The sequence below is a fragment of the Paenibacillus sp. 01T424 genome (genome assembly GCF_056398745.1).
On sequence record NZ_JBFTPZ010000077.1, the window covers coordinates 1 to 19,300 of the forward strand.

Below are 19,300 nucleotides of genomic sequence, written 5' to 3' on the forward strand. Positions count from 1 at the left end.
CTCTTGGGACATTCAAAGCAATCGGATAACATGCAGCGCTTCAGAAGTCCTATTTTATAAAGAAGGTATTTGCTACGCCAAATCAAATTTATTATCTGCACTGTTACGAAGCAAAGGGATTCCAACAGGATTTTGTTATCAACGACTTACAATTGGGGATACACCCGACACAGGATACTGCATTCATGCTCTTAATGCCGCCTATATAAACAGCATTGGAAGATGGGTTCGCTTTGATGCTCGTGGAAATAAAGCCGGCATTGCTGCAGAGTTTTCTTTAACTGAAGAAAAATTAGCTTTTCCTATACGGCAACAATATAACGAGATAGACTATTTAGAAATATATAAACAGCCTAACTCTAAAACGATTCAAGTACTTAAACAAAGTACAAACGCTATTCATATGTATTTGAATGGATTGCCTTACGTGCTTTAGATTCATTTTGAGGCACTTTTCGGCATCCAAAAGTATTGTTTAATAATTGTCGGGTGGAGCACTTAGTCTTGTATCCGGTCTAAAATATTTAATATAGTGGTGATAAAACGCCGTTTCTTCAAACCCAAGGCTTTCATATAACGTTTTCGCAAAATTACCTTTTGCAACGTCAAGGATTACCTTTTCTTCACCCCTGCTAATGATTTCATTAACAAGGTATTTCACAAAAACTCTTCCATAACCGCGTGATTGATGTTCTATGGAAATAGCAACGGTACATATTTTATTCCCTTCAATTTTTCCTATTGCTACTATAGTATTATCAACTATCATGACAAACATATTATTTTTATTTTGGGCAAACTGCTCGCGTTCCCATTCCACAGGCTTATAAAAAAACGAAGGATACAATCCTATACGCTGTCGCATATGATAGAAAGCTAATTCGCAAATTCTATCCCATTCAAAATAATCATTCTCTTCATAATTTCTAACTATGATGTTATCTGAAGGGAATGATTCACCCTTACGCTCCATAATGTAAGAGGATAAATATAATCTGTATCCATTATTGTCCAAAAGATTAATTAAATCAGTGTCACGATGAGAACACGTAAATAGGGTATGCTCTATTTTTTCATTAGGAATAAGCATTTTTTCATATTCTTGAATTAGCATTGAGCCGATATCCGCTGCTTCATGCTCTTTGTTCACATATAATATGGCCTGAGGTTTTCTGCCGAAACCATTAAATGAAAGAAACCCAATGGTTGTAGTGTTATTAAGAGCAACCAAGATATTATCTTTGTTACCTTTTTCATCATTATAAAACATATTCAATAGATGATTGTAGTTAAGCAGCATGCGTTCGATTTGAGCTTTATCTCTTTGAGGATCATATTTTTGTATAATAATTTGGTTCAATACTCACACCTCGATTCTGTTTTAGTTCAAACCATACACTTGTCAAAAACTCTTTCGAATTCCTCATTTTTAATTTAATGTCCAATTACCTCTTCAATACTTCAACAAAACTCTATTAACTCTTAAAAAAATAATCTATTTATGCTGTCATTGATTTTCTTGTCTACATTCTCTCTATCAGCACTGCCTTGATCATAGGCTTTATTTAATTCTTCAGCAATTTTCTCAGCAAAAATTTTATCCTTCATTCCTTTTATGATTTCTTTTCGGCCAGCTACAATATCCCATTTCTGTTCTATCGCATTTAGTTTAACATCATAACGCATCGAATGATCTCCTCCAAATATAGCTCTTATTATAAGATGAAATGATTAACCTTTTCTCCCAGTATACAACAAACCCAACACCTTGGCGGTATTGGGTTTATTGTATTTGTATCGCTTTCAAATTGTAGCAACCCCATCATTTCAAATAAGGATTATTTGCAATCAATTTCACCGTTCGCTCTGCCAAATGAGAAAGAGACACGACGCCGAAGCCATCTACGCCGGAACGAATTTTATCGTTTAGCGGCTTCACCCATTTCTCGGGTAGTTGGCTCGCACCTTTTTGCATACCTACGATAGAACCTGCGGTAGCCGCATTGCAATCCGTGTCAAAGCCCGAAATGATTGCTAAACCTATTGTTGCTTCCAGATCACCTTCACCATAAAGCAGAGAAGCGGCCACAATCATCGCATTTGAGATCGTATGGCACCAATGATGTGCATTGCTTTCATCATATTTATGGTGAATACGCTCAACTACTGAATCGAAGGTCACCTGCTCCTCATACCAGCGTAACACCGTCCGAATATCGTCTGCAAGCCGGCAATTTGCAGGAATTTGACCGAGACCGGCTCTGATCACATCCTGCCTGTTGTCCGTCACAGCAGCCATGGCCAGCATAGCTGCAGTCCACATCGCGCCGTAGATGCCATTTTTCACATGCGAGATCGAAGCGTCTCTCCAAGCCATTTCAGCAGCTTTCACTGGATTCCCAGGATTAATATAGCCATACAAATCAACACGAATTTGAGCGCCAATCCACTCTCTATAGACATTTCGATATGTAGCTGAGAGTGGTGGATCTAAGCGATTAACGAGATTCCGGTAAGCAATGCGTTCTGCAGTACAGGTGCGCAGCAAAGGCAACAGGTTAAGCCATGTTTCTGCTACATCGTCAGGAGAGAAGTCATAGCCGAATTTTTCTAATACAGCAAGGCTGATGATTGTATAATTCATATCATCGTCCTCGACCATATGCTTCACATTATTAATCCAGCTTACGAGCTCGTTTCCATACGACCCGCCTTCGTTAATGACGCCGTACTTCTCCGCAATTTCAGGATCAATTTCAGATGAAATATAATAATGAACTGGAAGATTGTTTGTTTCCTTTAACAAGCCTGTAATACGTTCCTTTCTCCACCCTTCGATCGGCTGCCCCAATAAGCAGCCTGCGGATCGACCGAGCCATGCACCATACATTTTATCCGCTAAATCTTCATATAGAGCAGGTTGATTCACCGGGAATTCGGCAACTGGTCGTTCCGCTACTATTTCCGTCAGGTTAGAAGGCTCAACAAACGGGAAGTCAGCTCTTAAAGGCAGCTCTCCCATTTCGTCGATATAAGCCGCAGCCATTTGTTCACGTTGCGGGTCATTCCACGGCATGGAAGCCAGCTTCTCATACGTAGCAGCCAATTCTGCGCTGATCTGTTTCCCCTCATCCATTGCCTGCTGCCTTTCAATTTCAACATGATGGCTGTATTGCAAGTAATACTGCTCGGAGGCTTTCATGAACGGCATTCACTCCTTTCAGGAACCGTATTATAGCTGCAAAATCATACCGTCAAAAGCTACTATGATATCCTCTTGATCAAAAAACTGCGTAAGATCATCGTGCAGCAGTCCTATATTGTGAGAGAAATGTGTGACCACAACCTTGCTTTCCCGGCTGAATATCCCATTGCTGCGTAACCGATTCCTAATATCAAGAACAGCTGCGATGTTGAGATGTCCGCCTGTAAACGGCAGATGGCCGTTCGTACAATCCAATATGGCGAGGTCCAATTTCGTCTGTTCCAGCCATCGCCATGTTTCTTCAGGAAGAAGCCCGGTATCGTGTCCATAAAAGATGCGCTTCCCATCCTTTTCGATTAGAAAGAGCAAACAGGTTTCATCCGGATCATGATTAGCCGGTAGCGCCGTCACCTTGGCATTTCCGGTATCGACGGTTTCGAACAGATCTATTTTTCGCAGCACCAACCGCTCCGCATCTGGTCTTCCAACAGCATCCCGGCATTTGCGAATGACAGCATCGTGGCCGTAAACGTGTAACGGCGCATCCAATCCATGAGCATAAACAGGCATCCGCAGCTCCAAATCCTCTGCACGAAGATGATCCAGATGCGTGTGCGTGATGAACAAATCCTTCACAAGACCGAGATCGATGCCGCCCGTCAAAACATGATGAAGCGTATCTGGCGGAAAATCAACCTTCAACACGCCATCAATAAGGACGGAGCTCCGTGTTCTCACATTTTTACCGCCAAGCTCTCTTGCCTTCAAGCAGTGCACACAACGACAAAACATCGCAGGAAAACCTTCCGCAGCAGCAGTGCCAAGAAAATGCACCTTCACAATATATCTCCTTCCAAATCGTTCTTAAGTTTTGGTCGTAGACAGAATCAATTAACTATCCTTTATCATTTAATGCTTTCTTAAAGGCCGGCCACTATTCGTGTTACATGATTAACTGCTTCAATAGAGCCAAACTTAGGCTCTTCTTCGCCTTCGAACTCTACGGTAAGCCACCCGTCAAAACCGGATTTCTTCAGCTCGCCGAAAATATATTTCAAATCGACAGCACCTTCTCCAGCAATTTTCCCTAAAAACAGTTCCCCCGTTAAAGCCCGAGTGACGCCGCCAGCCGTACCTTCCGGCACTGGTAGAAAGTCTTTAACATGCACATGACCAACATACCCATTCAGCTCATCAATCGCATCGCTAGAGCTTTGGCCAACGAGCAGAAAATTTCCGGTATCGAACGTGCTTCGCAGTGCATGGGAATTAATCTGTTGGATAATAGCCATAACCTGGTCGCTGCGTCCTGCAAATAACCCGTGATTTTCTAGGCAAAGTGTTACACCCTTCTGTTCGGCATAATCAGCCGCTGCACGAAGTCCATCAATTACGAATTGCATTCCCTGCTCAAACGAAATGGAGTCATTGGGCAAATCCCCTGAGAATACACGAACGACCTTTGCTCCAAAATGAACAGCCGCGTCGACAGCATCCGTTACTTCCTTTAATTGTGCTTGCCTTTGTGAATCATCTGCTACCACAAAGTTGTTGCACGCGCTGAAGCACGCAACCTGCAAACCATATTTACGAAGCGCTTCATCGATTAGTGGGATATCCTTCTCCTTTTCCTTCCAAAAACAACTGAGCAGCTCCACTCCCTTAACCCCTGTCTCGGAGGCAAATGCTAGGAAATCAACGGTATCCCATTTTCCCTCGTACCAATATTTATGCACGCTCCACATACTCAAGCTAACGTTCAAACCAATCACGCTCCTCATGGAAATTAGAAGTGCCAAATCAAACTTGATAGTCTGCTGAACGATATATCGCTTCAGTCAATTGGATAACCTTCCTAGCATATTCTCCCGATACCAATATTTCATGTTCTCCTCTGATCGCGTCAATGAAGCTTTTGTCCTGATTCGTGCTTTGAGCTGGCAGCTGAACTGGCAGAACGCCATCCTTATAGGTTGAAATTTCAATTCTGCCATTCTCGAGATAGATCACGCCTAAATCGCCGCAGAAGGAATAAAACTCCTTATAGCCCGGTACATAACCAATAATGTTCAACGCAGCAATGGCACCCTCTTCAAAGGTGATGCTCGTAAAAGAATCGATTTCCACCGGTGCACCATGGCTACTAAGCGTCGACTTCACCTCAAGCGGCGTAAGGCCTGTCGTCCATAACAGAACGTCAATAATATGGCTGCCTGAATCCATTAGCATACCGCCACCAGAAAGCGCAGCATTTTGTCGCCATGTGCCTGTTTGGCTGCGTTTCCAATCCTGATAGAGCGTTGCGTTAATCGAGCTTAGTTTGCCAATTACGCCATCTGCTATCGCTTGGCGAATAAAGATGAACTCCGGTTGGAAATGCCTTTGGTAGGAAACCTGAAGCAGCCTCGAATTTGCCTCTGCAGCATTTATTAATTGCTCAGCTTCTTGGGAGGTGCAGGTCATCGGCTTCTCAATCAATACATGACAGCCTGCGTTCAATACATCAAGTGCTTGGGCAAAATGCAAAGTATGCGGTGAGCATATAATAACGGCATCCAAGCCGCCTTCTTCGAGCATTTCTTTATGGCCTGCGTATCGTCGGGTATTGGTCAAATGGAATGTTGATAGAAACTGCAGAGCAGACTGTTCATTTGGGTCTGCCACTGCAACGATTTCCACGCCTTCCAGCGCTTGCATCTGACCAGCATGAAGCTGTGCGATACCGCCAGTACCTATAAAACCAATATGAATATTTTGCATTTAATCATCTTCACTCCCCATGAGTAATGATTGCTGCGTTCTTGCTCAATAAACTCCTAGAATGGACAATCTCGTACCATTTGGAATCACATTTGCGGGTCTATCCTTAAACAACCATCTCTCCGGCGTATCACGAATATCACTTAGTTCTAGCACAAATGAAGCTGCCGGCAGCTGTTCCCAACGAAGAATAACTCTATTTCCATCAACCGCTATACGATCCCATATCAGAGAAATAGAAGCGCCGTTATTCCAAAGCTTGTAGCAGGAATCATTCATAGCCGAGTGTTCGTCAATCCGTTTGTTGAATGAAATCACAATTTCGTTTCTGCTTCTCCGTTCAGTTAGCATGGGAAACGGCTTATGATCATACATATAACCGCCTGTATGATACTCATAAGCTGTCCAAGATGCATAGCCGAGCGCAAAAGCCGTTTGACTGAATGTCTCCAGCCATTCCCCGCTTTTAATCATTGGTTGTGCAGAACCGATATCCGCCTGAACGGCTAATGGCAGCTCGGGAAATCGCTCCTTGATCTGATCGACAAAGGGCTGGTAGCCTTTAACGTAATCAGCTGGCAGATCACCGCGCAGCCAATCGGGCCAATGTGTTTGCAAGAAATGGATATCGGGCTTAACCTTTTCAATCATCGATGGAGCATCGAGGCCTTGGTCTTCACGGAGTCGTTCAACGCTATCCTGTCCTGCATTAATCGCAAGCGACCAAGTGGCGACAACGATATCTGGCCTAACCTCACGAACGCCTCCTTCTCCATTTATCATTTCATTTATAAAGCCATTGACTGCTTCTACACGGAATTCGATCCACTTGTTGTAGGTTTGAACATCCCGAAGGTAATAGTTAGGAGCAGCTGCATTTGTAAAATCAGGCATATCTACTCCGTAACGTGCTCGGAACGCCGACTTAGCAAGCGGCCCAACATCTCCGTAAACCCCTCTCTCAATCCCGCCCCACTCTGGAAAATACGGTTCGGCAATTTCTATCCCGTCAAAAGGATACTCCGTCACAAGCTTAGCCATCGCTGATTTTTTCCACTGCACGTAGCCTTCACTAAATGGCGACAATCTCCAGAAGCCGTCATTCGGCTCCTTAAGCAGCTTCATCTGCCAAGAAGGCCATTCTTCTGGAAACCTGTCGGTAGAGAAGGTACCGTTTCCTATCACCATCGCCCACACCGGAATTCCATTTTGACGGAAGGCGAGCAGCAAGTCCTTCTGAATGACATGTTCATTTACAACAAAATAATGGACGCTTTGATACCCTGCAAGCATAATTTCTTCAACAATACTCTCTGGCGACCTTTGCTGATAATAGGGAAATGAGGGATCAATCTGGATGCTAGGACCAGAAACGGCTTGGTTGCGAAATGAGTCCTTAAACAACGTAGACAACCATTTATACCTCCTTTTTCCAATTTCACTTGTAGTGTACCACCTATTAATTGATAACGGAATATTTTTTTATTTATTTTAAATTTTTAGAATAAATCCTCCAATCGTTTCAATTTCGACTTTTCTAGTAGAACGAGACCACGCCTCATAAATGATCATCCAACAGCTGATGTGAGATCTCATAATCCAATTTTTATGACCATTTTAGTGAAAAAATCCTTTTTAAATTTTTTTTATAAAAAAATATTCCATTTACTCAGCTTGATGTATAATAGGTGTAATTCATCATTTATCCAAAAATGGAGGTCATTGTATGAGTAAAGTCGTTTACCTTCCGCTAGACGAACGTCCTTGCAATGCAAAATTTCCACAAATGATAGCTGCAATCAGCGATCTCTCGCTCGTCGCTCCGCCACTAGACTTGCTCGGAAGAAAGAAACAGCCTGCCCGCTATGAAGGGGTACATGACTGGCTCATGCAGCAAGCTGTTGATGCAGACTACTTGATACTTTCCGTTGATATGCTCGTTTACGGCGGCATTGTTCCTTCCCGTCTGCATCAATTATCGCTTCAAGCATGCATGGAACGTCTTCAACTGCTTGAGCAGCTGAAGCAGCGCAATCCCGCACTTCGCATTTATGCGTTCAATTTAATTATGAGAGCCCCAGCTTACAACAGCAGTGACGAGGAACCTGATTATTATGCGCATTATGGACACTCGATTTATCGCTATGGCTGGTTAAAAGACAAGCAGACTTCAGAGCTGCTGAACGATGATGAACAAAACGAATGGCTTCAGCTTCATAGCTCTATACCAAGCGCCATTCTAAATGACTTTCTACAGCGCAGAGAAACGAACTCACAAGTAAATGAGCATATTATTACACTCGTACAATCCGGCATCATTGATCATCTTGTTATTCCTCTGGACGATAATTCGAAATACGGCTTCAGTCCAATGGAGCAGCGCAAGCTTCTTATCTCGGTAGAGGAGTACAATCTCATGGATAATGTGCTTATCTACCCTGGTGCTGACGAAATAGGAAACATCTTATTCGCCAAAGTGTTTTGCACGATCAAAAAATATCAACCTGAGGTTTTTATTCGTTACTCCTCGACACTTGGGCCAACGATCATTCCGAAATACGAGGATCGCAGTCTGAATGAAAGCATAAAATCTCACTTAACTTCAGGAGGCGCCTTCATGGGTGATTCCTCGATGACAGCCGATTTTGTACTCATGGTACATTCTCCTCCAGTGTCTTCGCATGATGCAGCTGAATCACCAAATTTATACCGGGATCGTCACCGTTCCTACTTCTCTGAGGTACATATAGCTGAATTCGTTACGGCGATTGAAGCGATAGCTAATAAAGGGGGCATGGTCGCACTGGCGGATGTCGCTTCATGCAATGGCGCCGATAATAGTCTCTTAAAGCTGTTATCCAAGAAAAACCTAATTTCCCGCCTCTCCGCTTACGCTGGCTGGAATACGTCCGGCAATACACTCGGAACAGTGATAGCGCATGCCATCGTAGCTTCCTACTATCGCCAACAAAGCAATAACCAAGAATCAAGCACACAGATGAGCGAGCATTTCATGCTCTATCGTTTGATTGAAGATTGGGGTTATCAAACGATCGTAAGACAGGAAGTCGCTCATCACTTGCCAGAGCTCGGGGCCAACTACTTCGATGTGAGCCAAGTTAAAGAGCATGTATCTCAGCTCATCACCCAAAAGCTGCAGCGCTTCTGCAATGATTATTTAGCTGAACTCGCTGAGGGCAGGATCGACGAATTAAAAGCCGATCTCCCTTGGAATCGCATGTTTGAAGTCGATTTATCCTTATAGCACAGCGCTCGCAAGCCATCAACATCAGATATGAAAATGCTGTTCCAAGGCTTGCCCGATGGAACAGCATTTTTAATAATCCTTTAAAGCTCAGCTAAACTGAATTTCTTCACCCTTCTCTGCTGATTCGTATATGCCGCACAGCATTTTCATCACCTCAAGACCATCTTGTACTGGACTTAATGTTTCTTTTCGTCCGAGACAGCTGTCGATGAAATGGTTGATTTCATTTTGGAATCCGCTGGCGAAATCAAAGCCTAGCTGGTCAACCTGCGGCGTAATGTTCAGAATCGTATCATGTTTCTCCGCAACGATGAACAGCTCCGGCTCGATTTCGGCGCCGCCCTTGTCACCAAAAATTTTAACGGTAATCTCATCTTTTTTGGCATGCAGCGTAAAGCTTACATCAACCAAAAGTGATGCCCCGTTGTCGAAACGGATAAGCGCGTTTGCCAGATCCTCAACGGTGTTTTTGCTGGAATCATAGTCGGATGCTTTGTAAAACGATAGATTTTGGACATTTGCCCGATTCCCAAGCTGACGATAGGTATTGCCGCTGATCGACTTTACTTTCGGCTTGCCCATTAAGTACCAGCATAAATCAATGATGTGTACGCCAAGATCGATTAAAGGTCCCCCGCCCGAACGCTCCTTGTCAGAGAACCAACCGCCTGGGTTCCCTAGCCTTCGCAAACAAGTCGCCTTTGCATAATAAATGCTGCCGAGCTCACCTGCACTGATGAAACGCTGCAAAACGTCTGTATTCGATCCATATCGCCTCACGAAACCAACCTGCAAAACCTTACCGCTATTTTTCACCGCTTGCTCTACCCGCTCCGCTTCTGCAACGGTTTTGCAAAGCGGCTTCTCCACGAGCACATGCTTGCCTGCCTCTACGGCAGCAATGCTAATTTCAGCATGCGAGTTGTTCCATGTGCAAATGCTTACTGCATCGATTGCTGGATCAGCGAGCAGCTCGCGGTAGTCGGTGTACACCTTCTGCGCGCCAAATCTACTCGCTTTGTTTTGGGCCCGTTCTTCATTTAAATCACATATGGCATAAAGGTTAACTTCTGGATTGCCTGCATACGCATTCAGATGAACCTCCGAAATAGAGCCTGCCCCGATCACGCCAATATTCACTTTTTTCATCGTTTATAACGCCCCTTTATAAATTGATAGGTCAAATCATAAATGTCCCTTTTCTCCGGCTCCTCCGCATATGCTGCATCAAAGAGCAGCTTGACGTCTTGATAATAACCTTTAAATACTTCCCCGCTATAACCATACCTTGCGCCGCCTGCCAAATAATTTTCATATTTTGCGCGGAAATCGCCATTGCTTTCAAAAACCCGAGAATCGACCTCGATCTCTACGCCCATGCCGGCTTGTTTGGCCATGTTGGCTGCGATCCCGACTCTCGATTCGCCTGTCTTAGTAAAAAAGTGATTAGGCTGCATAGCTGCTGCGTCAAAGCCTAGCTCCTTCCATTTCCAATACAAGCTGGCCCTGTAATAGGGAATCCAGAAAAATTTCAGCCCCTTTGCGCGAACCTGATCTCCCGTCCAGCCAATCAGCCCTTCCTCGTAGGGAACGCTCGTATTCACAGCTTCATTCATCCAATAGAGCGCCTTCAGCTCGAGAAAGGGCAAGTCAGCATTCTCCCAGCGCTCTAGCAGTTGACCAATATACCACTCAAGCGCTTTTTGTTTATTTCGAGTCGCTTCGACTGCAGAAACAATCGTATGATCGAAGCAAAGCGAATTGCTATCATCGCTTATTGCTCCAAAGTTCTGCTGATTCGGTGCCGGATAGGGAATCATGAGCACAACCTTCATTTTATGCTCTGGGTCTGCTAATTTTAGAGCAACTTCCTCCATGGCTTCATTTAATGCCGATAGTTCACCTGATTCCGCAAAGGTCTTATCCAAGTACCATTGCCAGTCATTTTGATCGTTTGGATGCTCCTCTGATTCTTCAAATCCATTTGATGAATGAGACCACTTGGCTAGAAACAAAGCCCCGTCAAACAGCCATTCGAGCGGCTTGCCTTCAGCATCGATATAGCTGATATAGGGTATAAATTGCTCTTTCCTCCATACGCCCGCATCGTTTTCATAATGACCGTTATAAAACAACATCAGATTGTTTATTCCTGCCGTTTGTTCCCCTGAACGAAGAAAAGCTCCACTATCCGATCGCTCCATGTCGCTGCCTCCTACTCATTACTTGATGCTCGTTACAAAACGTCTCACAACCTCTTGCGGCCTTGTAATAGCGGTTCCGATTACGACAGCGTGCGCGCCAGCGTCAAAGCAGCGCAAGCAATCCTCGATCGACCATATTCTTCCTTCCGCAAAAACGGGTGTCTGACCAAGCGCAGCTAATTTCCCGATTAACTCAAAATCAGGGGTTTGTTGCTTCGGACTTTGTGGCGTATAACCCGACATCGTCGTAGAGACGACATCTACGCCAAGCTTCATAGCGGAAACGCCTTCCTCAAAAGTAGAAATATCCGCCATGATCAGTGTATTAGCGAATTTTTTGCGAATAGCAGCAATGACATGATCCAGCTTCTCGTTTCTTGGTCTCGGCATGGAAGTGCAGTCTATAGCCACGATATCAGCACCCGCTCGAATCACTTCCCCTACCTCTAGCAAGGTTGGAGTAATGTAGACATCACTATCGGGATAATGTTTTTTATATAGTCCGATAACCGGAATCTTGCATTTGCGTTTGATAGCGGCAATATCCTGCGGCGTATTGGCACGAATAGCTGATGCCCCTCCGGATTCCGCTGCCGCTGCCATCGCAGCCATAATATCGGAGCCATACAATGGCTCATGCTCAAGCGCCTGACAGGATACGATAAATCCTTTTTTTAGTCCGGCAATTAATGGTGGGATCATAGGGTCACCTGCTTATCCAAGAGCCCCTCGCTATCTACTCCTATGGCATCGTTCATTGCAGAACCCTCCAATCGTAAGTACGGTTGCCCGAATAATCGCTAGCCTACCAATCCTGTGCGCTCTACGCTCTCTACAAAGTATCTTTGCGCGAATAAATAAAGAATGAAGATCGGCAAAATGCCGAGCAGTGTTCCAGTGTTCAAATATAGAGATGTATGAGAAATACCACCAACATATTCGGGTCGAACAGCACCAGGCAGCAAATCGAGCATTCTTGCTAGAAGGGTATAATTTGGCGCAAAGAGATTTACAAAGTAGCTGTCATTCCATTGCCAGATGAACGAGAACAGCATGACCGTAGCTATCGCAGGTACAGCATTAGGCAGCATGACTCTTGCAAAGGTACCCGGAATGCCCGCTCCGTCCACATACGCGGCCTCCTCCAAATCCTTCGGCAGCGAGCGGAAAAATTGACGAAAAATATAAATATACAGACCGTTTTTCAAGCCCATCGCAAGCCCCGAAGAAATAAAGAAAGGCCAGAAGCTCTCCAGCAGATTCACGCCATCTTTTCCTGTGAACAGATGATAGAGCCCAAACACATCAAAAAAGCGATAATGCAAATACGTAGGAACCATAATCGTTTGCGGCGGCACAACGATGGTGAAGATGACGACTCCGAACAAAATGGCGCTGCCCCGGAACTTGAGCCTTGCAAAGCCATAACCAGCCAGTGCGCAGGAAGCGAGTTGAAGCAGCGACGTCCCAAGGCTAAGCAGCAGCGTGTTAGTGACGGATTCCGAATATTTTAAATAACCCATGACGATTTTGATATTATCCAGTGTAAAATGCCGCGGCAGCCATACGACGGTTGCATCGAACATATCCTGCTTGTCGCGCAACGCGATGGACAGCTTCGTAATGATCGGATACAAAATGATAAAACAAATCCCGACGATGAGTACGGAACGGATGAATATCCAAAGCCAATGCTTCGCTTTTTCGACTGGGCTATGGCGATCGTACCAGCTCGTTGCGGCCCGCACTAAGGCAGAGTCCGAGATGCGGCTTTTCACCTTCGTCTCAGCTTCCATATCTCTTCCTCCTTGTTAGTCATAGTAAAATACACGCTTCGAAATCAGATACGTTGATACGACTAGAATGATCGAGATGACTAGAAAGTAAATCCATGACATCGCCGAACTGACGCCAAAGTCCAATCGACCAAAAGCTGCGTCCTGAATCATTTGCGTCATTTTATTGTCATAGAAGGAATCGATGATGGTATACACCACATTCGTCAGAATGAGCGGCGAAATCATGGGAAACGTTATTTTCCAGAAGGCTTCATAACCTGTGGCCCCTTCCATCTTCGCCGCTTCATAAAGAGAAGGTGAGATCGACTGCAGCCCCGCTAAAAAAATGAGTATCTGGACGCCAGACGAGCTGATGATCTGGTAGATTCGATCCACCGCACTCGTCAAATACTCCACAATGTCCCGGCTAAGACCGGCTTGGAATAACAGCGGCCTAAGCTCAATGCTTCGCAGACCAGAATAGTTGCCCTCCATGTCGGTTGAAGCGGAGCCGATCATTTGAGCAAGAAAATTGCCGTTATCAAGCTTAGCTATAACCCCTGAGGCTAACACGACTGGCAGGAATATGATCGCTCTCGCAAGCATTCTCCCTCTGAATTTCTGCACCAATAATGTGGCTGTAAATAAACTGAAAAAAATAATGAGCGGTACGTTTAATGCCATCACCGTAACGGCTTCCGTTAAGGAACGAACGTACCACGCATCAACGAAAAAGATGTTGCGATAATTTTCAAGGCCGACGTATTGAAGCGAGTAGCCTTCCGAATTAAGCGTCAGCTTATGGAAGCTGAATTGAAGCGACTGGACGAATGGGATAACCATCAGCAGTACGAATCCAAGCAGCCAAGGGGTTACGAACAACACGCCGTAAATTTCCTTTTTGCGCTCCAAGCTCAGTGTTCGTCTCTTCGACATCCTTATCCCCCCTTAACGATGTAATCATGGGCTTCAATGGTCACACCATCCGTATGCACAACTGCATCGCTGTAATTTACGTATACCGTCAAGCCACTCTCATATACGGTTTTGTAAGTGCGTTCCGCCAGCTTTTCGTGCTTGATCATGCTCTGACTGCGGACCTGCCTGAGCACTGCATTCACTTCGCCATAAGCGTCGACAGCCTCATCAAACCATTGCCCATAATCATTCGAATAAAGATAACTGAATCGAGTGTCCTTAAGGACGGACGGCTCCGCATAGAACCAGCTAAAGTAGACATTTGAACCCGTTTCAAGCGAGCGCAGTACACTTTCCCGAATGTCTTGCTCATCAGCCATGTTGTATGCTTTTCCCGCATATTCGATATAACCATGCAGCACCATTTGGTTAAACGGTATCGACTCACCGGCTAGCTGATATTCATTGCTTTTTTGCGGCAGGTTTAGAATATGCGATACATACGGAAGCACATAAGCATTGCCGCCATTGACCATTATGCTTGGAGACATCTCCGAAATGGCTTCGAGCTGATCTGTAACGATTCGTTTTGCGTCCTCTCTTGTCACCTCTGCATTTCTTCGGAAATCCGAATAAAGCTCAGAGCCCAGATCCCTCAAGGAAATAGCTCCAGGATTCAGCTTCTTGAAATCAGACAGAAAACCGCTGACCGTTGAACTTAGCTTTCTTGGAGTCAACAAATAGTGTGACAACAGCTCGTTATGCCGAAAATATGCTGCGCGATCGAATTCATAAATTTTCGCATAGCGCCGAGAAATGTACTGGGCAGAGTCTTTGCTCGGGCTAAATTTCCCGGAATTCTGATAGATAAGCTGGAAGGCTGCATCCGGATAAAACCCACCTCCGGTCTTCTGCAGCTTTTCCGCTAATCGCTTCCAATCGCCTTTGCTCCCTATCACATTATCCATGTCGATATTCGAAGCTATCGTATGATTTAAGCCTTCATTAAACCAGCCCTTGTAACTCAGCCGAATATTTTGTATTTGCTTGCCATGAAGCTGATCAACGAGCTGCTCAGCTTCCTTCAAATTCGTTAAAGGCACAAGAGCCTCATAAGGAAAACCTAACATGTTTTTCTTTTTTGGGATGCTGCCAACAAGCTCCATATAAAATGGCGCATCTCCTTCTGCTTTCAGCTTTGTTAGCCCATCCGCCTTCTCCAGATAAGTGCGATAGCTTGCTGCCATGCCCGAGTAATCAGCCTCATCGTCACTTAATAAGGAATAACGAATTTTCAAATTCCCCTTGTACGTCTCCTTTGGCGTTTTGTGCATGATCTCATTATTGCTTAAACGCACCTCGTCCTTCGGCAAAATAATGAACTGGGCAGCAATCGTATTAAACTCATGCAATCGCCCGCTTATATCCGCGGAAAGCTTGGCGAGCGCTTCCCCCTGCTCAATAATGGCAAGAAAAGCAGCATCGTTCTTTTTCATTCCGAATACCGGCAACCGGTTTGGCTCAAGCGTATTAAACTTTTCATTTACATAGATCGAGCTATCTTCACCGTATATCGGGATCAGGATAGGCTGCGCTTGGATATTTCCAGTGTTGAACCTAATAAGCGTTCCTGACCCGTCAGGAAGAAAGAGGTAGCCGTCATCCTTCTGGCCCGAAGCTCCGAAATTTTCTAGAAGACTGATCGAATGAATCCGATAAGGCGGAGTATCTTCAGTGATGGTCGACGTATCCACTGAAGCGATTAGATCTCTGCCATCCAATGTGTATTCAATCGCTGCTGAAAATTTCGGTTTAACCGATTCTTCAGCTGCTCCACCGCCGTCTCCCTCACCATTATCGATAGCAAAATCCTCTTCCGTATATTCCGCCTTCTCAAAGATTGCCAATAGCTTTTTCACGACAGCTTTTGGTATTTCTCGGCGTTCGTAAATGCCCTGCTCCTCATTTAGCTTGTATCTAACCTTCAGCTGTTCTTGATCCGCTGGATCTTCCAATCGCTTCAGCAATCTTTCTTCGAACCGCTCCTTGCTTATCTTCTGCGGTATGGACTCGAGCCCTTTCTGTGGATCACCGAACTGATAGGTGACCGTCACCCCATTATCCGCTTGCTTAATTTCAAACTGATTAAATTTCACGCTGTTGTTATAGCTGTCATAATCCTTGTTCTGACCGCTCTTCGTGAGGTAAACGAAAGAGATTTGGGAGGATAATTTCCCCTTTAAATAAGGTGAAGCAAGGTTATCCTCCGAGCTGTCTGGATTCGAGCGCCATATGTTCCCGCTTTTTTTATCCACGACCGCAATTTCAGCAGTAGCTTTGCTAATATACAGCCGAAGCGCATCGTTCTCCAGCACCGGATCAAGACCTTCTATTCGAGGCTCCACTTGAGCTGATGCGTCCAGTGCACGGAGCGAAGCATCCGTTGCCGCGGCAACTTTACTAGGCGTCCCGGATGTAAGGGTACTGTTAACCGTTCCCGATGTGCAAGCCGGCAGCGACAGCATCGCAAGCAGCAGGGACAATGCCACCCATTTCCGTGTATTATGCTTTGACATGGCATTATCCCTCCCCTAGTCTAAACATCGCTTCTTTGTATACCGTAGCCGCGAAGGAAAGCATTTGCTGCGCTAAGCTGAAGAAAAGCAAGCCTAAGAAGATGATGATGCCCATCACAAGCATCGTTAGCAGCATCGTAATGACCGTTTTCCCCACCGTATACTGATGAACGGTAAGCATCCCGATAAATAACAATCCAAAAAACCACAAGAAGCCGATTGACTCCAGCAATCGATAGAACGAACCTTCCTGAATCGTAATGACATTGGATAATAAAATAAGCGGAATTTGCATCAGCACAACTGGAATAAGCGCATAGGCGGTAGCCATTACAATTTCTTTGAATTTCCCCTCGCCATCCATCAGCGTCGTCATCGACCAATTGGCGATGCACCATAGAAAAAACGGGAGCACGATAAATTTAATCTCATCAAGCACGTTTACATTCTCTGCATTGACCGTTGGATTAAAGATAAAGCCGGTAAACTGCCTTTTGAGTACGTAGAGAAGAGAGAGAATAAGCAGCAGCAGCAAAGCAAACCAGATCTTCCCTTTTCGCTCAAACTTCAGTTCCCAGAATCCATTAAACGGATGGAAGATCGTATACCAGCCCATTCCCACTACGCTAGGCTCAGCTGTTCTGCGCTTGATAAGCACTCTCGCAGCGATGAGCAGAACGACTGCTGTTATGGCTACTGCCGCAATTTTCCCGAAATGCTCCCACATGAAATCCTTGCGGTAACGTTCAAAAGCCCGTGAATAATACTGCGTGTGCATGCCCAGCTCAAAATGCTTCATCGCTTCGTAATTATGTCCCTGTCTGAGCTCCGCTTTCCCAATCCCCAAATAAGCGATTTCGAGATTGTTGTTTAATCGCAAAGCCTCGCGCCATTTCTCGACCGACTTTTCTTCCTCGCCAATATCATTATTAATAACGGCTTCCCGAATCACCTTTCCATAGCGCGTTGGCTCAAACATGACCAGCTGATTCAAGCCTTTATCCAGCACAATCATCTTATCGCCTAACATGTCAATGTCGGCTGGCGTCTTAAACGTCCCAACCTGCTCACCAAGCAGTCCGTAAATATACATCAGCTTGCCTTCTCTGTCGTACGTAAAGATTCTCCCGCGCGTGCTGTCCAAAATGCTGTAAATCCCATTTCGATCAAGCGCGACGCTTTGAATAGCTGATGTTCCGGGCCGTGTGCCTCCTGTGCGGAATCGAATATCACCTTTTGGGGGCTGGTAGCCCGTTCTCTTCAGCACATCCGTTCCAGATGGATTCAGACGCTTAACTGGTGTATCCGAGAATGCCTCGCTTGTCGTAGCATAAACAAAGCCCTCACTATCAATATCGACGTTGTTGAATTCGACAGGGATAAAGAGCACCATTTTGGAACGCTGCTCCTTCGTCATGACGCGCTTCCAGAACAAATCCGCGGCACTGTAGCGCACTTTATTGACGCCCATAAACCCTGAGAACTTGCCGCCGGAATCAAACTGCATAATGCCATTGAACACGCCTTTTCCGACAACATATAAACGACCCGCTGAATCTCCGACCAGCTTGATCGGCTCATAGACAAAGTTTCCGCCCAGCACATCGCTCTCCGGAGCGCCAATGACGCGTACCAGCTCGCCTTCCTTCGTTAGTTCAACAATGCGTTTGTTTCCTGTATCGGCAATGAACAAATGTCCATTTGAATGTACGAAGATCCCTTGCGGAGCTGAGAAGCTATCCGCTTTATTGCCATTCACAAAAGCATCAATCGTCTGAATTACGCTTGCTTGCTCATCAAGCACTACGATGCGGTTATTCCCTGTATCCGCCACATAGATCTGATTGTCAGCGGTGATGAACAAGTCCTCTGGCGATTTGAATGGTCCGGAGCTTAACTGCTCCCCGCCGATTTGCTTCACTGGCAAGTACGGCACAGGCGCTGGCTCAGGATCTCCCCACCACGAATAATTGTAGCCATCATATGGCGCAGCATAGACTGGAACGCAAATGCCAACCAGGATCAGCATTAGTGGGAAGAGCAGCAGAAATTTACATAATCGATTCAACGTAAGCCTCCCMTTTCCCATCATTCTTTCATGCCGGAGGTTGACATCGTTTGAATAACGCTGCTCTGCGATAGCACAAAGATGAGAATCGGAACGGTGAGCAGCAGCAATGTTGCTGCCATCGAAGGACCCGTTCGTGCGATGCCTCCCGCCAGAATCTGACTTAACGCGTAATCAATGGTTTTGAGCTGCTCACTGTAAATGTACATCGAGCCTGCTGCTCCGCCTGCCCCCCATAAACCTTGGAAAGAGAAAATAACTAGCGTAAGCCATGCAGGTTTGACAACAGGCATAACGACACTCCAGAAAATGCGAACTTCACTGCAACCATCAATCTGTGCAGCTTCGAGCAGCGCATCCGGTATTTGCTCCATAAACTGTTTCATAAGATACAGCCCAAGCGAGGAGCCAATTGCCGGAATAATAACCGCCCAGTGGGTATCCAGAAAACCGAGCCATGACATCGTCATGTAATTCGTAATCTGAGTAACCGTAGCTGAGAACATTAGCGATAGCACTACAA

Annotated in this window: 17 protein-coding genes; 2 read left to right on the plus strand and 15 right to left on the minus strand. The window is 45.3% G+C overall.

Translation table 11 applies throughout. From position 1 onward, the window contains the following. Positions 1 to 436, plus strand: a 436-nt coding sequence (locus tag AC1DPK_RS32920; RefSeq protein ID WP_477512891.1) for a transglutaminase-like domain-containing protein, incomplete at its 5' end; no start/stop codon positions are given. Between the two features lie 39 nt (positions 437 to 475). Here AC1DPK_RS32920 and AC1DPK_RS32925 read toward each other — a convergent pair. From AC1DPK_RS32925 to AC1DPK_RS32955, 7 genes are all read right to left on the minus strand, one after another. Continuing rightward, positions 476 to 1,360 carry a GNAT family N-acetyltransferase gene (locus AC1DPK_RS32925; RefSeq protein ID WP_477512892.1) on the minus strand — a complete coding sequence of 295 codons (885 nt, stop codon included), beginning with the start codon at positions 1,358 to 1,360 and terminating at the stop codon, positions 476 to 478. Positions 1,361 to 1,482: 122 nt separating this feature from the next. Beyond that, complete coding sequence (locus AC1DPK_RS32930; protein WP_441882827.1) at positions 1,483 to 1,686, minus strand: hypothetical protein; 204 nt, start codon at positions 1,684 to 1,686, stop codon at positions 1,483 to 1,485. A 136-nt stretch (positions 1,687 to 1,822) separates the two neighbouring features. Next, positions 1,823 to 3,202, minus strand: a complete 1,380-nt coding sequence (locus tag AC1DPK_RS32935) for an ADP-ribosylglycohydrolase family protein (protein ID WP_441882825.1) — start codon at positions 3,200 to 3,202, stop codon at positions 1,823 to 1,825. 30 nt (positions 3,203 to 3,232) lie between these two features. Then, on the minus strand, positions 3,233 to 4,045 hold the full coding sequence (locus AC1DPK_RS32940; protein WP_441882823.1) for an MBL fold metallo-hydrolase: 813 nt from the start codon (positions 4,043 to 4,045) through the stop codon (positions 3,233 to 3,235). Between the two features lie 80 nt (positions 4,046 to 4,125). Next, a complete protein-coding gene (locus AC1DPK_RS32945; protein WP_441882821.1) occupies positions 4,126 to 4,968 on the minus strand; it encodes a sugar phosphate isomerase/epimerase family protein in 843 nt (280 codons plus the stop codon). 37 nt (positions 4,969 to 5,005) lie between these two features. Then, on the minus strand, positions 5,006 to 5,965 hold the full coding sequence (locus AC1DPK_RS32950) for a Gfo/Idh/MocA family protein (RefSeq protein ID WP_441882819.1): 960 nt from the start codon (positions 5,963 to 5,965) through the stop codon (positions 5,006 to 5,008). 45 nt (positions 5,966 to 6,010) lie between these two features. Next, the gene (locus AC1DPK_RS32955) at positions 6,011 to 7,378 is read right to left on the minus strand and encodes an N-acyl-D-glucosamine 2-epimerase (protein ID WP_477512893.1); all 1,368 of its coding nucleotides are present in this window, start codon (positions 7,376 to 7,378) and stop codon (positions 6,011 to 6,013) included. A gap of 313 nt (positions 7,379 to 7,691) precedes the next feature. On the opposite strand from AC1DPK_RS32955, the gene AC1DPK_RS32960 reads away from it, so the two are divergent. Then, positions 7,692 to 9,230, plus strand: coding sequence for a DUF4127 family protein (locus AC1DPK_RS32960; protein WP_477512894.1), 1,539 nt, complete (start codon positions 7,692 to 7,694; stop codon positions 9,228 to 9,230). A 90-nt stretch (positions 9,231 to 9,320) separates the two neighbouring features. On the opposite strand, the gene AC1DPK_RS32965 is transcribed toward AC1DPK_RS32960, so the two are convergent. From AC1DPK_RS32965 to AC1DPK_RS33000, 8 genes are all read right to left on the minus strand, one after another. Beyond that, complete coding sequence (locus AC1DPK_RS32965; RefSeq protein ID WP_477512895.1) at positions 9,321 to 10,382, minus strand: Gfo/Idh/MocA family protein; 1,062 nt, start codon at positions 10,380 to 10,382, stop codon at positions 9,321 to 9,323. Further along, the gene (locus tag AC1DPK_RS32970) at positions 10,379 to 11,437 is read right to left on the minus strand and encodes a DUF4855 domain-containing protein (RefSeq protein ID WP_477512896.1); all 1,059 of its coding nucleotides are present in this window, start codon (positions 11,435 to 11,437) and stop codon (positions 10,379 to 10,381) included. Before AC1DPK_RS32970 ends, AC1DPK_RS32965 begins: the two co-directional genes overlap by 4 nt. A gap of 18 nt (positions 11,438 to 11,455) precedes the next feature. After that, positions 11,456 to 12,139: an N-acetylmannosamine-6-phosphate 2-epimerase gene (locus tag AC1DPK_RS32975; protein ID WP_477512897.1), complete on the minus strand. Its 684-nt coding sequence runs from the start codon at positions 12,137 to 12,139 to the stop codon at positions 11,456 to 11,458. A gap of 98 nt (positions 12,140 to 12,237) precedes the next feature. Continuing rightward, positions 12,238 to 13,233: a carbohydrate ABC transporter permease gene (locus AC1DPK_RS32980; RefSeq protein WP_083682375.1), complete on the minus strand. Its 996-nt coding sequence runs from the start codon at positions 13,231 to 13,233 to the stop codon at positions 12,238 to 12,240. Positions 13,234 to 13,248: 15 nt separating this feature from the next. Next, positions 13,249 to 14,151: a carbohydrate ABC transporter permease gene (locus AC1DPK_RS32985; protein WP_076270024.1), complete on the minus strand. Its 903-nt coding sequence runs from the start codon at positions 14,149 to 14,151 to the stop codon at positions 13,249 to 13,251. Positions 14,152 to 14,153: 2 nt separating this feature from the next. Next, positions 14,154 to 16,709, minus strand: a complete 2,556-nt coding sequence (locus tag AC1DPK_RS32990; RefSeq protein ID WP_477512898.1) for a DUF5696 domain-containing protein — start codon at positions 16,707 to 16,709, stop codon at positions 14,154 to 14,156. A gap of 4 nt (positions 16,710 to 16,713) precedes the next feature. Continuing rightward, entirely contained in the window at positions 16,714 to 18,777 is a 2,064-nt protein-coding gene (locus tag AC1DPK_RS32995; RefSeq protein ID WP_477512899.1) for a YIP1 family protein, read from the minus strand. Positions 18,778 to 18,797: 20 nt separating this feature from the next. Beyond that, positions 18,798 to 19,300: carbohydrate ABC transporter permease (locus AC1DPK_RS33000; RefSeq protein ID WP_477512900.1), on the minus strand; the 503-nt coding region annotated here is incomplete at its 5' end.